Here is a 16234-nt window from a genome sequence, read left to right as displayed (position 1 = left end):
GGAAAGGAGTTCTATGAAGACATTATTTGAAAAAGTAGCTGTTCTTGTCAAGCAGCGTATTCGAGAAAGTGTTTGGACGCGTATTGGTTTGGTACTTTCTGTGGTAGTCGTTTTCTGTACTACATATGCATTGGTTTTGCCTGCGTTAACGTTATCATCAAGTTCAAGTAGCTCAGTAGTTCAACAAGAAAAAGAAGCTTCTGTAACAGAAACTGTAGAATCAACCCAACCAACTCAAGATGCGGTAACTACTTTTTCAACCGCTCAAGAAGTGGAAACACAACAGAGCAGCACAATTCAAGAAAGCGCCCCACAACCGACAGGCAATCAAGCTGGTCAGTTTGAAGTGGAGACGGACAACGTCATTGTGAAGGTTTCTTATGAAGCTGAAACTTTCAATGAGCCAGTTTTACTACGAGTTACACCTATTGCGGATACCAGAAAAATTGAAGACAAACTCAATGATGTCTTGAAGGAAAACAAGCAAAGCTTGATAGAGTCCTATTCCTACGATATTTCCTTTATTAATGCGGATGGAGTGGAGATCGAACCTTCAAAAGAAGTGTCCGTATCTATCAACTTTAAAAATGCCCTAGCTTCATCTGAGATACAAGAAGGTTGGAGACTTTATCACTTTATCAATAACAATATGGATCAGGTGGAAGATTTAACGCCTGAAACCGCGACAGTGATTGATCAGGACAAGTCCGAAAATGTGACAGAAGTATCCTTCAAATCGGATAGTTTTTCAACCTATACCTTGGGAAATATCACCTATCAAAGTATTGATATCTTCTCGCCGAAAATTACAGCACAAGGACGATCTACCTACAAAGAAGCAACCAAAATACTGGATTCCACAATTAAAATAGATTTTTCAATCAATCAGACTAACTTGGCTCAAACCTTGAACTATGCCTTGAAGTTACCAACGAACACAGGGATTGATATATCAGAGTTACAGTTTGATACGCCTTATCCAATCTATAAAGATGGGATTAAGCAATTTACCTATAGTTTCAAGAAGGATAGCAGTGGCAATGCCTATCTCGTCTTTGAATTTGATAAAGATTACTTCAATAGCCTTACTGCGGATGCCAAAGGTGCTGTAAGCTTAAATTACTTTATGACTTCAACAACCGCAAATAGGGATTTGAATAATAATTACAATTTTATTTTTGGAGACAATACTGCTTTGACCATTCCGTCATCCTCTATTGATACTATTCCAGATACGACGCCAACAAGTACCAGTACATCAACCAGCACCTCGACGTCAACGAGCACCAGCACCTCAACTAGCCAACCGCTTCAAAAGGATGTTTCGGTATCGAAATGGGTCAACTCTATAACCTATGAGGGGAATGTTGCGATTGTCAAATATCAAATAGAGGTGAAGTCAAATAATGGTACGAATGACAGTATTAAACTGAGCGATATTCTTAGTGCATCAGGGGTAACAGTTGATTCCCTGACCATTGATTCTGTAATCCGACAGACAGGATACACGAATGACACATCCATTTCAGTTACTCCTAACATTTCGTCAGACAAAAAGTCCTTTGAGATGACCCTGCCTCAATTAGCGGCAAATCAGAGGTATCTAGTGACCTATACCTACCGTATCAGTAATTATACGGCTGGGTCAGGAACGTGGATAAACAACCAGGCGACAACCACGACCCCAAACATCCCCAATAGTAGTACCAACAATAATACAACCGTCGGGAACTACCAATCTGCTAAATCAGGAACTTATGATGATGCAACAGGGCTGATCACTTGGACCCTAAGGGTGAATACGAGTCAAGTCAATATTGCAGGTGCAACCCTGACTGATCCGATGTTCAGTGAATCCTTGAATTTACCGACTAGCGGAGAAGGTTGGACACGAAATGGCAATGTCATCACCTTTAATGCTCTCTCAGGGAGCACAACCAATAACAAGACCTATGAATTCGTCTATAAAACAAGGGTGAGTAGTGATAAGATGACCTGGGCAGGAAACAGCATTGGTAACACGGCTGTTCTAACTTCACCAAATGGAAATAGATTGCCAGCAACAGCGGAAGTACCAATCAACTCGGGAGACATTGATAAGACCCTTACCACAGTTGAAGGGACAGACAATGAATTAATCCAACTCTTAAACTGGAATTTGGCGATTACCATGCCGAAAAGTCAAGTCTTGCCTGCAGGGACAGTCTTTACAGACACACTGAATGGTAAGGATGGTGGCGACATTCAAAACCATTACTTTACCAAGAATCAGATAACCAGCTTATACAACAATCTGACCAAGATTTTCGGAGCTGGAAATTTCACCCTCGAAGCTGCGACAATAGGAGATTGGAATTCAAATTATATCGACCAAAGCCTAACATTAGTTGGAAACAAGTATTACAAGATTCGAATCACCCTCTTGAAAGACTTTACGAGCAGTGTGAATCTCAATCTGGCCTACCAGTCCACCATAGATGCCACAAGCACCAAGAAATTTACTAATACAGTTGTTTCAGGAAGCCATACTAGTAGTCAGAGCTATGACTATAAATCCTTGTCAGGGAAATTGACCAAGATGGATGGTAATACGATTTCTTGGAACGGTTCGGCAAATGATTTCAACTCCAGTACGACCAGCCATACCATTGCGGAGAGTGCTGTCGATAATGGCACGGCCTATATTAAATGGGCGGTCAAAGTGGAGCTCAGTAACACCGATACAACCCTGACCGTAACGGACACACCTCCAGCAGGTCTGGAGTTGGTATCTGTTGAGTACGGAAATATTGATTACAGAGAAACTGCCGCGCTAGCGAATGGAGCAATTTCTAAGAAAAATACGTGGGATATGAGTAATTATTTGACCATTTCAGGAAAAGTAAATTCTAATGGGCAAATTGTCACGACAGCAACAGCACTAAATGGTCAAAACCTAAGTTCGGTGATTCAAGGTAAAACATATTTCTATTTTGTTTATACCTTCCGCTACAAGGGAGAGGTTCCAGTCAGTCAGAGTGCTACCTATCCACTGACCAACAATGCCTCGGTTACTATAAATGGAGAAGAGTCAGGTTCGGATGGACACACTCAGAACATCACAGTTGAACCATCTAAAAAGATTTCAAAAGACGGTGTTTGGGACAATGACAAGAAAACAGTTGACTATAGTTTGACTATTAACCCTAAAGCACAGGATTTAGTGACAAATAGTGACAGTCTAACAATCATTGATGTCTTTAAATACACTGGAGATGTCAATACTGGAATTGCTTATCAGCTTTTAGCGGATTCTATTACTTTGGTTGACTCGAACAACCAAGTTGTAGACAAGAGCCAATATTCATGGACAACCTACACCATACGGACAAAGAGTGATGGTACAGGGGAAAATCAAATTGTCCTCAAGGTCATTGTTCCAGATGGTCAGGCCTACACCTTTAAGTACAGCTATCAATTTTCTGCCAATAAAGTAACTGACCCAAGGCAAAATATAGCTATCAATGTGTCCAATTCAGCTAGGATATACGAACTCGCTGATAGTGATGCTGGCAATAGCTCAGACTCTACAGCAACCACTACAAGAATTCAGACGGCTTCTGTCAGTTTTGAAACAGCCTACAACATTACAAAAGTAATGACAGGAAACTATGGATACACCTTACCTGGTGCGGTTTTCACAGTTTATGAGTACGGTACCAATAAGAAGATGGCCAGCTACACGACAGGTGCCAAAGGAACCTTAGCAATCTTCCGTGATGGACGAAATACCAGTGAAAATATTGCTGCACTCGACTACGATACCGTCTACTATATCATGGAAACCACGGCACCTAGTGGCTACCGACTCTCAGAATCGCCGAAAAAATATTACTTCCAATATTCTGAAACAGGAATGACTAAAAATCCTCCTCCTTTGGGAGAAGAGGTGATAGATTTATCACAACGGTCTGCCAATGAATACGTCGAAAACGATCCACTTCCGTCCTCAACCACAATTACTATTAACAAGAAGTGGTTAGATGCTAATGGTCAGCAGACAACACGTTCCTCAGGATCTATCAATGTTAACCTCATACAGGTTAAGGTAGATGATGCTGGGAAGATTCTTTCTGAATCTCGTTATGGTCGTTATCAGATGACTCCATCGGGCTCAGATATCTGGACCATGTCTTTAGATAATGTACCAACCCAGACCAAAGACTCAACAGGTGCTATCACCTACTATAGATACTATGTAACAGAGGACCCAATAGAAGGGTATGACGTGTCTTATGAGGTAACCAAAGACAACGCAGTTGCTTCAGGAGACATCACACTTGCCAACAAAGCTCAAAAAGCCTATAATCTTCCAAAAACGGGAGGGATTGGGTTAGAGCCTGTCTATCTCTGGGGTATTATCCTAGTAGCTTTGGGAATTTTATTATTAAGCCTTAAACTTTATAGAACCTATCAAGGAGGAGGTCTCCTATGATGTTTCTAATAAGTTATAAGAAAGGCGGTGATGCTTACTGCTAGGCATTACTGTCCTAAGCCTTCGGGCAGTTGGCGGTAACGTTCAGGACTGAACTGTTATCAAACTTGATATTTTTAAAAGGAGAAAGAAATGAAGAGATTAAAATTAATCTTGGCGACAATCGTCGCAGTCTTTGCTGCCTTCACAGGTGGTAAAGCCTTGGCTGATGGTTATACTTTAACTATCAACGAACCGGTATCAGGTCATACCTATGAAGCTTATCAAATCTTTACTGGTAGTCTTGGTTCTGATGGACAACTTGGTAATATTCAATGGGGTGCTAACGTTTCTGATGCAGGTAAATCTAAACTTGGAGATGCAGGTACAGTAGCTGAAACATTGTCAAAAGCAGCTGATAATTCAACAGATGCTAAAAACTTTGCTACTAAAATCAATGGTTACCTGACAGGTACACCAGCAGGCACAGGTTCAGCTTCTATTACTGGTCTTGCAGCTGGTTACTACCTCATCAAAGATAAAAATGATGCTACATCAGCTTATGTTCTTAAAGTTATCAAAGATACTGACATGACTCCTAAGGTTGGTACTCCAACTGTAGAGAAAAAAGTTATAGATACTAACGACACAACTGGTGATACTTCAGATTGGCAAGATTCAGCTGACCATGACATCAATGATAAAGTACCATTCCAATTGACTGCTACATTGCCAGAAAACTACGATTCTTATAACTCATACTACTTGAACTTCTCTGATGAACTTTCAGCTGGTTTGACTTATAACAAAGATGCTAAAGTTTATGTGGTAAATGGTACAGAACGTACAGAAGTAACTAAGTACTTCTACGCAGCAGAAAATGGTTCTTCATTTGCTATTAAAGATTTGAAACAAATCGCTGTTGACGGTGCTGCTACTGTTGATAAAAATTCTAAAATTGTTGTAGAATACACTGCAACTCTTAATGAAAATGCTGTTATCGGTTCAGCTGGTAACCCTAATACAGTTGAATTGATCTACTCTAACAACCCTAATAACTCAGGTGACGGTAACCAAACACCTGGAACTCCTCCAACAACACCACCAACTACTCCTCCAACACCACCAACTGAAACTGGTAAAACTCCAAAAGATACTGTAATCGTCTTTACATACAAAACAGTTGTAAACAAAGTTGACCAAGACAACCAACCATTGACTGGTGCTGAATTCACACTTTCTAAAAAAATGAAAGATGGTTCACTTAAGGAAGTGGCTGTTGTGAAGAACGATGCTGGAACTCAATTCTCATTCAAGGGTCTTGACGATGGTGACTATGTTCTTAAAGAAATCAAGACACCTGCTGGTTACAACACAATTAAAGATATCACTTTCACTGTAGAAGCAAAACATGATACAGAATCTGATGCTCCTAAATTGACTAACCTTACAGGTGTTGCCGCTTCAGGTGAAATCGAATTTACTCGCGATACAGCTAACGAAGATGCTTTAACTACTAAAGTAGAAAATAAAAAAGGTTCAATCCTTCCTTCAACTGGTAGTGTTGGTACTACAATGCTTTACATTGCTGGTGCTATCTTAGTTCTTGGTGCTGGTATCCTTCTTATTACTAAAAAACGTATGGAAGCTTAATCAAGCTTAACAGAAAAATTTCTGTTGTTATAAGGTGAGGGGTAGCCTTGGCTACCTCTTTCTTTTGACAACAGTAAGGAGAGCTCTATTAATGATAGATAAACTAAAACAAAATTGGACCACTTTTTTATTAGTCTTTATATTGCTAATTGGGCTGTCCCTACTGCTGTACCCAACGGTGAGTGATTATTGGAATTCTTTCCACCAGTCAAAAGCTGTTGCGGGTTATGTCGAGAAAGTTGAGGACATGTCCCAAGAAGAGACAGACAAGATGTTGGATGCTGCGCGTGCTTATAATCAGTCCTTGCCGCAAGGAGTTATCCCTGATTTGAATTTGTCAGCTGAGCAGAAGTCTGCCTATAATAAAGTCTTGAATGTCACAGATGCTGGTATTATGGCCTATGTAGAAATCCCCAAGCTCAACACTACAATGCCTATCTATCACGGGACGGACGATGCTATCTTGCAGGTGGCTATTGGGCATATCCCTGGAACGTCTTTGCCAGTTGGTGGTCAGGGCACGCATGCCGTAATCTCTGGACACCGTGGCTTGCCATCGGCCAAGCTTTTTACGGATATTGACCAGCTGGTGGAGGGAGATACCTTCCTCATTCAGGTTATGGATGAGACGCTGACTTATGAGGTCGACCAGATTTTGACCGTAACGCCTGATGACGTGTCGGCGCTAGCGATTGACCCAAATCAAGATTATGTGACCTTGGTTACTTGTACACCTTACGGAGTCAATTCTCATAGGCTCTTGGTACGTGGTCATCGTATTGCTAATAAAGCTAAGACAGCGCGTGTCACTTCAGAAGCTTCACAAGTTGAGCCGCTCTTAGTATCACCAGTGATTGGCACCTTACTTTTATTTATCTTATTGCTGTTTTGGGCAATTTATAAACGTTTTTTTGCTAAAAAAACTGCAAGTCATAAAAAATGATTTGTTGCGCTTTTGAAGTTAGTTAAGATAAGGTCGAGGAGTTTTCTCGGCCTTATCTTGTTGTTTTTAAAGTAAACTTTTGAGTTCTTTTAAGTTTTTCTGTTATAATACTAGTAACTAGCAATTAAAGGAAGGGCTATGACTAGTATTATTGAAAGAGCACCAGCAAAAATCAATTTGGGATTAGATATTATCGGTAAACATGAAGATGGCTATCATGAATTGTCTATGATTATGATTAGTGTGGATTTGAATGACTATGTAACAGTTTCTGATCTTGAAACTGATGGTATTATCATGGAATCTAACAACCATAAGATGCCTTTAAATGCCAGAAATGATGTTTTTAAAGCGGCCTCCCTGATAAAGGAGCGTTATGGGATTAAAAAGGGTGTCAAGATTGTTTTAGAAAAATCTATTCCTATTTGCGCTGGCCTAGGTGGAGGTTCTACGGATGCAGCTGCGACAATTCGAGCTCTGAACAAGCTTTGGGAGCTCAATCTTTCTAAGGATGAGATGATAGAGATTGGTTTTGCTATTGGCAGTGATGTCCCTTATTGTTTGGATGCTGGCTGTGCCTTGATTACTGGTAAAGGGGAGGTTGTTCAATGTTTGAATACCCATTTATCATCTTGGGTAGTCTTGGTTAAACCTGACTTTGGAATTTCAACAAGAACTATTTTTTCAGAGATTGACTGTAACACTATTTCTCGTGTGGATATTGAAGCTTTAAAAGCTGCTATTTTGGCTGAGGATTATAAAGCTATGATCGAGCACATGGGAAATTCGTTGGAGGACGTCACCATTTCGCGCAAGCCATTTATCCAAAAAATAAAAGATAAAATGATGAAATGTGGAGCTGACGTGGCTCTGATGTCGGGAAGTGGACCAACAGTTTTTGCCCTTTGTCCGAGCGAGAAACGAGCAGACCGAGTTGTTAATGGCATGCGAGGTTTCTGTAAGGAAGTTTATAAGGTGAGGACGATATAAGAGTCAGAGATATTTGATTCTTTTTTTACTTTTTGATATAATTAACTGGTTAATAAATAGAGGTGAACGTATGAAACAACTAGAGAAACAAATTGATGCTTTGGTTAATCAGATTTTGTTGAAGGCGGAAAATCAGCACGAACTACTTTTTGGATCCTGTGAGAGTGGTGTTAAACTGACCAACACTCAGGAGCATATTTTGATGCTCTTATCACAAGAACGTTTAACTAATTCTGACTTGGCTAAAAAGTTAAATGTCAGCCAAGCAGCGATTACTAAGGCTATTAAGAGTTTGCTGGCTCAGGAAATGCTGGCTGCTAAGAAAGACGCGGTGGATGCGCGTGTGACTTATTTTGAGTTGACAGAGTTAGCGCAGCCGATTGCTCATGAACACACGCATCATCACGATAAGACTTTGGATGTTTATAGTAAGTTGATTAGTCAGTTTTCTGAAGATGAGCAGCTTGTGGTTAGTCGTTTTTTGGAGCTTTTTTCTAACGAATTAGAAGGAGAAGCATGAGGTATATTACGGTGGAAAATTTGACCTTCCAGTATGATACTGATCCTGTTCTGGAAGGAATCAATTATTATTTAGACAGTGGAGAGTTTGTAACTCTAACAGGTGAAAATGGTGCTGCAAAGTCAACTCTGATTAAAGCAACACTAGGAATATTGACACCAAAGGTTGGTACAGTCACTATCTCTAAGACCAACAAGGATGGAAAGAAACTACGTTTGGCTTATTTGCCTCAACAAATTGCTAGTTTTAATGCAGGTTTCCCTTCAACGGTTTATGAATTTGTTAAGTCGGGTCGTTATCCGCGTAATGGCTGGTTTCGTCGTTTAAATAAGCATGACGATGAACATGTTAAGGTTAGTTTAGAAGCGGTAGGGATGTGGGAGAATCGCCATAAGCGTATCGGTAGCTTGTCAGGAGGTCAAAAACAACGCGCGGTGATTGCACGTATGTTTGCTTCTGATCCTGATATTTTTGTTTTGGACGAACCTACGACTGGTATGGATGCTGGAACAACGGCAACTTTTTATGAGTTGATGCACCATAGTGCTCATAAACATGGGAAGTCAGTCCTTATGATTACGCATGATCCTGAGGAGGTCAAGGCATATGCGGACCGAAATATTCATTTGGTACGCAATCAAGATTTACCTTGGCGTTGTTTCAATATTCATGAGAATGACCAGAAAGGGGACAGCCATGCTTACTGAGATTTTTGCATATGATTTTATGCAACGTGCTGTTTTGGCGGTGGTTGCTATTAGTATTTTTGCACCGATTTTAGGGATTTTCCTAATTTTACGGCGTCAGAGTTTGATGAGTGATACCTTGAGCCACGTTTCTTTGGCTGGAGTAGCTTTTGGAATTTTACTAGGAATTTCAACGACTTGGTCAACTATCGTGGTTGTCACGCTTGCGGCTGTTGTACTGGAGTATTTGAGGACGGTTTACAAGCATTACATGGAAATTTCCACAGCCATCTTAATGTCGCTTGGTTTGGCAGTTTCGTTGATTATTATGAGCAAGTCGGATAATGCTGGCAGTATGAGTTTGGAACAATATCTCTTTGGTTCGATTATTACGATTAGTCAGGATCAGGTTGTTGCACTTTTTGTCATTGCGGCCATTATCTTGGTGTTGACACTCTTGTTTATTCGTCCGATGTACATTTTGACTTTTGATGAGGATACTGCTTTTGTTGACGGCTTACCTGTTCGGCTGATGTCGATTTTGTTTAACATTGTTACTGGTATTGCAATTGCTTTGACTATTCCTGCAGCAGGCGCTTTGTTGGTATCTACGATTATGGTTTTACCAGCCAGTATTGCGATGAGAATTGGAAAGAACTTCAAGTCGGTTATTTTCCTAGGAATTATCATTGGATTTGTTGGTATGGTAGCAGGAATTGTTATTTCGTATTATTGGGAAACACCTGCTAGTGCAACTATTACAATGATATTTATTGCCTTATTTGTTTTGGTTAGTTTGGTTAATCGCTTGATCAAGGCATCATAATTTGGACAAATGACAAACAAACACCCTTTTAAGAGTGTTTGTTACCTGTATCTAATATAGAATTGAGGAGATTGGTTTAAGTCCAATCTTTTTTGTAGTAGGAACTATCATTAATTCAAGAGAAGATGGGGCAATAACTGTCATGGATGTCTTGCCTAGCCTCATTAAATTATCAGTGAAGTGTTCTTATTTTTTCGCCACCGTTCTTGGTGTTTCTTTTCAAAGAAAGCAGCTCCTAAGAAGGAGACTATTGGCCTTAAGATATAGAAATAAAAGGCAACTGTTGGGTTAAAGTAGGCAAATATAATAACTGTAAGGTTGAAAATAGCAACCGTTAGTAGTTGACGTAAATGGGCGACAGAGGCAAATTTGCGCGTGTAAGTCGTTCCAGAAAACTTTTCTTGTATGACAAAATAATTTAAGATTGACTGGCAAAGATTAACTGCAATCGTGACAATACCATATCCAACAACTGCACTTGTTGTAATACCTTCCATCATCCATCTTGTAAAGAGGGGAATGAGAGCAAGTGTTGCCATAAAATTGAATTGAACAATTAAGATTTTGCTGGTTGCATGTTCAATCTGCCCAAGAATCTTGTGGTTATCATACCAAAAATCCGCCACGATGAAAAAGGATACAAAGAAGATAAGGATACCTGTCAAAAAATGATGTAAATCAATGGTATCGCTTGGTAGCGGAATTTCTAATAACATCATGGTGATAATCACTCCGATAACGGCATCAGAGAAGACCTCTATATGTTCTTTTAAGCGTCTGGCACGACGTATTTCATCATCGTGATAGACTTGTTCTAGAGCCTTTTGCCGTTCCTTGGCAGATAGCTTCTCTAACTCGGGATGAAGGAGGCTGGCCTCTTGTGCCATTTGTTCAAAGTAGTTATTCCAATCCTTTTGTTTTTCTGTCTTTTCTTTCACCTTCTGCATGTCGTTCTCCTAGTAGGTCAAGACAGAATATATTGTCTTACTTTTGTGTAAAAACCTTTATTTGACAAGGGTTTGAGCGTTTTTTCGGTGGTTTATTTTCTAATTTGTTCACCTTTTTGTTCACCCTATAGGCTATTTATGGCTTTTTCAAAGTAAACAACTGACTCTTTTTCCTTGTCTTTGGATAGATGTCCATATGTGTCTAAAGTCATTGAGATTTTAGAATGTCCCAGACGGTGCTGGAGTTCCTTGTAGCTGATACCAGCGTTTAGTAGCAAACTAGCGTGAGTATGGCGGAAAGCGTGAAAGTTAAAAGGCTGGATACCTATTTCTTTACAGCGGTTTCTCAGGGCTTTGCTCCTCACGTCTGAACTAGCGTATAAGAGCGTAGTGGAAGCAAAAACAACTTTGGGCGGTTTTCCGCCAATAGCCAAGAATTGCAACCGCTGACGGTTTCGGTATTGTTTCAGCATGAGGGAAGTTTTTTTGTCTATGCTGATTACACGAGTACCCGCCTTGGTTTTCGGGGTGCTAACTATGTCTAGTTGTCGGTTATACGTTTTTGAAATGCTGATGGTTAAGTTTTCAAAGTCAATATCAGACCATTCCAGGGCGATAGCCTCGCCGAAACGGCAGCCAGTGGCGATAAAGAAGTTATACAGCACTTTATCATAGTAATACAGAAATTTCTGAGGGGCTAGCTGTTCCATATGATCAAGTAGTTTTTTTAAATCTTGGTTATCAATGTATTTTATTGCTTGCTTTTCGGGCTGTTGGCGTTTTGGGAAAATAGTTTCCCTTGCTGGATTATGTGGTAACAATTCCAATAGTACACCATGTTGTAAAATACGTCTGATAATGGAGTGAACAACCTTAAAATTAACAAAGGTCATAGACAACCGATTGATAAAAGTTTGTATGAAGATAGGGCTGATTTTTTCCAACTTCAATCTGCCGAACGTTGGTAAAATATGCACTTTCAGAATCGTCTTGGTATTCACTAAGGTTTGAGCCTTGACGGTTAACCTATACGTTTCTAACCATGATTCTGTTAGTTCGTTAAAATTCTTTATATCAGTTTGAACTATTAGGCGTGTTGGATTTGTTGAAAATTTATTTTTCGCCTCTTTTGCTTTCTGTTTAACCTCCGTTTTTGTCCTACCCGTCACACTGGTTTTTACTTTCTTGCCAGTAATGGCATCTGTACCCAGATAGATATTTGCGCGGTAGATAATGCTACCGTCTTTTTTTGTTACTTCAGTTATTTTCATGATCATAAACCTTTCCATCAGCAGGCAAGCTGTTATTAAAAGGGTTTTATAATGTTTTAGGTTTATATCATGCCAGGGGTTACGAGAAGGCTTCTATTTTCGTTTGTTTTGAGTAAGACGATAATTTATATAGTTAAGCCTTAAAACGTCGCTACGGGCTTTATATGGTGTTTGATTAGATAAGCTAAAAACTGGTAAGGATTTCTTAAGGTATGTATAGATTTTGTAAAGGTAACTAGGCTTGATACCACGCGCAAAACCTAATAAAACCTTAAATATTTTTTTGGAGAACCTGACAAGACCTGATATTTTTTATAAGTGAATTGTCGGCAAATGTTGGCATTTTAAAATGCTAGCTTTTTCTAACATTCCAGCAGCATTGCCCGCGCTGTTGCTTTATTCGTTAGTCAGTAGTAAAATAGATATATAAAGGAGGTGCATTATATGTTGAAAACTATTTCTGAAATTAAAAGCATTTCTAAAAGAGTGATTTTTAAGCAATCAGAAATGGACAGCAAGTATGTCCTCAAAAAAAGTGAAGTCCATCAGGAAATAATGCAAGGTAGAAAGTCACTTGCAGAAAAATCTAAAAACTTTGAAAATAAATACAATCGCTTTTTCTAGTTTTCAAAATATATAGCGATAGGCCTCACAACAAAATCGTTTTTATCAATAATATCATTACTTCCAAGAATAATATTACTAAACATACTTGGGGCGTTTCTGTATAATCCATCGGATTGCGTTGCTTTTGAGAAGTCTTCAGGGACTTTTTCGAAAAATTTGCTAGAAATAATACCTAAAACCTTGGCTTCACGTTCACCAATATTATTAAAGTTCATAATTGCAGGATTTAGTCGAATCATCTCATTTTCGCAGATACTTAGTGTATCTGCGATTTTTATTAGCGTCATATTTGGAAACAGAGAATCCATGTACTCTGCCATAATTTTAGCATTATGGAAATTATTCCAGCCCGAAGATGTTACCTTAGTAGATAATAATTTATGTTTATCAAGATGTTTTTCTGATTCTTTTAATTTGTCGAATTTTGCACGATTTTCTTGGAATTCAGCGTAGCCCTCCAATTGACTTGATATTCCTTTGAGCTCAATTCCATGTATCAAGGTCTTAAAATTATAAGATTGGATTGTATCGCATACTAGAACAATTTCCCCAATATTGTAATTTTCAGACTTAATTTTATCCTCTAAACTGTCCAATAATACGTCTAATGAGTAATCATCTAACGCAGATTCGATGAGATTTTTATTTGATTTCGAAAATACTACACTGTAACTATCAGTGTCACTTTCGGAATGAGAAACTTCTCCTTTAACTCCCATAGCAAAACCAGTGGATCCTGAAGTTGTCGTAGTTTGACTTCCTGATTCAGTATTTGAATCTGATTCTGAATTTTCATTTATTAATTTAGTTACAAGTCCTGCATTTGTTTGTGCTAATAATGAGTTGACTAATTTAGTATTTAAGTAAATAATTTCTTTCATTTTCTAACTCTTCCTTTGGTTCTTAGCGCGTGGGTTAGTCTACATCAGGTTCATGAAATTGGGTCATATCTAGATACTTTGGTTCAACCGTTCCTAGTGATATTTCTTTTAATGTTCCAGTGGTTATCAAATCAGAAAGAATTTCAGGCGATTCTATCAATTCCTTTAAATTGTTATGCACCCATACATCGATATTTTTTTTAATTTTTTTAGTTCGAAGCATTTTTGGAACGATAGATTGAATTTTATCAATCAAATCAAATACTTGTTTTTTTGTTTCCTCTTTTGATTCATCAATGTTATAAAGTTTGTAGCCGAGTTCCCTTGCTACTTTAGTGACTTCAATTTCTGCTTGTTTATGAACAAATTCCAACTTTTTATAAAGTTGTTCATCCATGCCGTCGCGTAATATTTTTTTAGTTTTGTAATGCTTTTGGTACATCATTAAACTGTAATTGTACCTAATTTCTGTTTCGCTAGTGGTTACAGTCTTGTAAAACATATCCTCAATTTGCGAGAAACTAAACGCTTCATAACTCATTCTTAATGCAGATTCATTCGTCCCGTCCAATCCATTGATAATATCTACAACAATATCTGAAACTTTTTCTATAAGTTCATCGTTAAAATCCGGGGTAAGTAGGTGTGGGTTGTCTCTTACCTCTTTTTTTACGAGTTCAAAGACACGTTTTTTCTTATTTTCATCAGCAAAGTCATAGAAGTCAAAATTCAACAAAATAGACTCAATGAGATTATCGACATTTCCGTATAAAAGTTCATTTACAGTTATTTGACCAAGTTCAGATATTTTTTTAAGGTTTTCTTTATTGGGTAAATTTCTACCTTTTTCCCAGTTATTAACGGTCCCTTTGGAAGTTTCAAAGCGTTCTCCGAACTTCTCCATGGATTCACCTAATGAAAGGCGAATTTGCTTAATTCTTTCCCCAACTTGAATATTATTATTCATAACGGAAACACCTCCTAATAATTACATAATAAACTTTTTTTTTTTAAAAGTAAATAAAAGTATTGATTTGTTTTTAAAAAGGTGTTATAGTGTGAGTATGCAAAAGTAAAGGAGGTGATTGAGTGACTAGAAAAAACAAGATTCGAGGCTATCGAAATATGTTGGGTTTAACACAGGAACAACTTGGTCAAAAGCTGGGAATGACAAAACAAAGTTATCATAACAAAGAAGTCGGTAAGAACTCTTTCAGTGATGATGAAAAGATAAAGTTTAAGCAGCTACTTCTGCCGTTGTTCCCTGACATCACACTAGAAGACATATTTTTTTAACCATAGGTATGCAAAAGTAAAGAAAAGGAGTAAACAATGCGGAGGAATTACAGCAGTTACTTAGATGATTTTTGTACCACTTACAGACTGAGCGGGGCGCAGGTTGCTCGTATGGTTGGAATGGCTGAAGAGACTATCCAAGCTATCAGGAGAGGGGAGCGAAAACCCCAACAGGCTACTAAGGATAAACTGAACCGCTTTATTTTAAATTACAAAAAGGAGAACCAACCAATGACACCAACTACATCACAGGAAACACAACGCACAACAGTAGACCCGTTTGAAGATTTTTATGATTGGTCAAAAGGAAAGATTAAAAAACCAACTACCAAAGTTATCACTACTCAACAATTCGGTAGTAAGTCTTTTGAAATTTATGGCGATAAAGATAACCCGCTTTTTATTGCTGTTGAAGTCGCTAAAATGATTGAAGTACAAAACACAACTGATCTATTAAAAAGGGTTGATGAAGATGAAAAGCTAACCTATGTAATAACTAGGGCAGGTCAAAAAAGGGAAGTAAACATGTTAACCGAGTTCGGTTTGTATGAAGTGCTATTCCAATCACGTAAACCAAAAGCCAAAGAATTTAAGAAAGTGGTCAAGAACGTTCTGAAAGAAATCAGATTGAATGGCTATTACATGAACGGGGAGTTAATAAACAAAGAGCACACGCAACCAGTGACACCCATGCAAACAGACGACTTAGCCTATATTAAAAATAAGCTAAACGAGCTACAAGCCAACGCTAACACGCTTGTAGAAGTTCATGAAGGCTTGCAGCGGGTCAACAATATCATTCTAGCACTGGTTAACCCACTGAAAAAACAATCAAACTCAAAAAGCGTCTAGAAGTTATCAAGAATGAAGATGACATCATTTAGGTGCGTGAGAGCAAACAAAAAAGGCTTTGAGAGCGACCAAACTTCCAAGCCTTTAACCAAACACTAAAACAAAATTAACAAGCAGGCAAGCTGTTATTAAAAGGGTTTTAGTAAAGATTTATAGCTAGATTATACCACATCTAGAACATTATGACCATACAGAGGGCGCTACCCCTTAAAACTAGCACACTATTTCAAATGTTCGCCAACTTTTGGGCAATCGCCCAGCGTTTGAAGTAGTCAAAATAAATCGTATA

14 protein-coding genes are annotated in these 16234 nt (G+C 38.5%); 10 read left to right on the top strand and 4 right to left on the bottom strand.

Annotated elements, in window-relative coordinates:
• Positions 1–13: 13 nt before the first annotated feature.
• The 7 genes from ABZ559_RS11940 (at position 14) to ABZ559_RS11910 (ending at position 10071) form a co-directional block, all read left to right on the top strand.
• On the top strand, positions 14–4474 hold the full coding sequence (locus tag ABZ559_RS11940; protein ID WP_367006585.1) for a SpaA isopeptide-forming pilin-related protein: 4461 nt from the start codon (positions 14–16) through the stop codon (positions 4472–4474).
• 132 nt (positions 4475–4606) lie between these two features.
• A complete protein-coding gene (locus ABZ559_RS11935) occupies positions 4607–6106 on the top strand; it encodes an isopeptide-forming domain-containing fimbrial protein (protein ID WP_367006584.1) in 1500 nt (499 codons plus the stop codon).
• A gap of 91 nt (positions 6107–6197) precedes the next feature.
• Positions 6198–7049, top strand: a complete 852-nt coding sequence (locus ABZ559_RS11930) for a class C sortase (RefSeq protein ID WP_367006582.1) — start codon at positions 6198–6200, stop codon at positions 7047–7049.
• Positions 7050–7187: 138 nt separating this feature from the next.
• A complete protein-coding gene (gene ispE / locus ABZ559_RS11925; protein ID WP_367006580.1) occupies positions 7188–8039 on the top strand; it encodes a 4-(cytidine 5'-diphospho)-2-C-methyl-D-erythritol kinase in 852 nt (283 codons plus the stop codon).
• Positions 8040–8109: 70 nt separating this feature from the next.
• Positions 8110–8559: a zinc-dependent MarR family transcriptional regulator gene (locus tag ABZ559_RS11920; protein ID WP_018376791.1), complete on the top strand. Its 450-nt coding sequence runs from the start codon at positions 8110–8112 to the stop codon at positions 8557–8559.
• The gene (locus ABZ559_RS11915; protein ID WP_367006578.1) at positions 8556–9266 is read left to right on the top strand and encodes a metal ABC transporter ATP-binding protein; all 711 of its coding nucleotides are present in this window, start codon (positions 8556–8558) and stop codon (positions 9264–9266) included. The genes ABZ559_RS11920 and ABZ559_RS11915 overlap by 4 nt, the downstream gene beginning before the upstream one ends.
• Positions 9256–10071 carry a metal ABC transporter permease gene (locus tag ABZ559_RS11910; RefSeq protein WP_367006576.1) on the top strand — a complete coding sequence of 272 codons (816 nt, stop codon included), beginning with the start codon at positions 9256–9258 and terminating at the stop codon, positions 10069–10071. The genes ABZ559_RS11915 and ABZ559_RS11910 overlap by 11 nt, the downstream gene beginning before the upstream one ends.
• A 164-nt stretch (positions 10072–10235) precedes the next feature.
• Here the strand turns inward: ABZ559_RS11910 and ABZ559_RS11905 are convergent, their stop codons facing one another.
• Together ABZ559_RS11905 and ABZ559_RS11900 are read right to left on the bottom strand one after the other, a co-directional pair.
• Positions 10236–11018, bottom strand: coding sequence for a TMEM175 family protein (locus ABZ559_RS11905; RefSeq protein WP_367006574.1), 783 nt, complete (start codon positions 11016–11018; stop codon positions 10236–10238).
• 125 nt (positions 11019–11143) lie between these two features.
• Positions 11144–12289, bottom strand: a complete 1146-nt coding sequence (locus ABZ559_RS11900) for a site-specific integrase (protein ID WP_367006573.1) — start codon at positions 12287–12289, stop codon at positions 11144–11146.
• 444 nt (positions 12290–12733) lie between these two features.
• Here ABZ559_RS11900 and ABZ559_RS11895 point away from each other — a divergent pair, with 444 nt between their 5' ends.
• Positions 12734–12913 carry a hypothetical protein gene (locus ABZ559_RS11895; RefSeq protein WP_367006572.1) on the top strand — a complete coding sequence of 60 codons (180 nt, stop codon included), beginning with the start codon at positions 12734–12736 and terminating at the stop codon, positions 12911–12913.
• Here the strand turns inward: ABZ559_RS11895 and ABZ559_RS11890 are convergent.
• Positions 12910–13797 carry a hypothetical protein gene (locus ABZ559_RS11890; RefSeq protein WP_367006571.1) on the bottom strand — a complete coding sequence of 296 codons (888 nt, stop codon included), beginning with the start codon at positions 13795–13797 and terminating at the stop codon, positions 12910–12912. The two genes, ABZ559_RS11895 and ABZ559_RS11890, sit on opposite strands and share 4 nt — an antisense overlap.
• A 34-nt stretch (positions 13798–13831) precedes the next feature.
• Positions 13832–14764, bottom strand: coding sequence for a helix-turn-helix domain-containing protein (locus ABZ559_RS11885; protein ID WP_367006570.1), 933 nt, complete (start codon positions 14762–14764; stop codon positions 13832–13834).
• A 122-nt stretch (positions 14765–14886) separates the two neighbouring features.
• Between ABZ559_RS11885 and ABZ559_RS11880 the strand changes: the two genes are divergently transcribed.
• Both ABZ559_RS11880 and ABZ559_RS11875 read left to right on the top strand, forming a co-directional pair.
• Positions 14887–15093 carry a helix-turn-helix domain-containing protein gene (locus ABZ559_RS11880; protein ID WP_367006568.1) on the top strand — a complete coding sequence of 69 codons (207 nt, stop codon included), beginning with the start codon at positions 14887–14889 and terminating at the stop codon, positions 15091–15093.
• A 36-nt stretch (positions 15094–15129) separates the two neighbouring features.
• Positions 15130–15945 carry a BRO family protein gene (locus tag ABZ559_RS11875; protein WP_367006566.1) on the top strand — a complete coding sequence of 272 codons (816 nt, stop codon included), beginning with the start codon at positions 15130–15132 and terminating at the stop codon, positions 15943–15945.
• Positions 15946–16234 lie beyond the last annotated feature (289 nt).

Origin of the sequence: Streptococcus sp. ZY19097, from assembly GCF_040731245.1 — a bacterium.
GTDB lineage: Bacteria > Bacillota > Bacilli > Lactobacillales > Streptococcaceae > Streptococcus > Streptococcus orisratti.
This window is presented reverse-complemented; position numbering and strand designations above follow the sequence as displayed.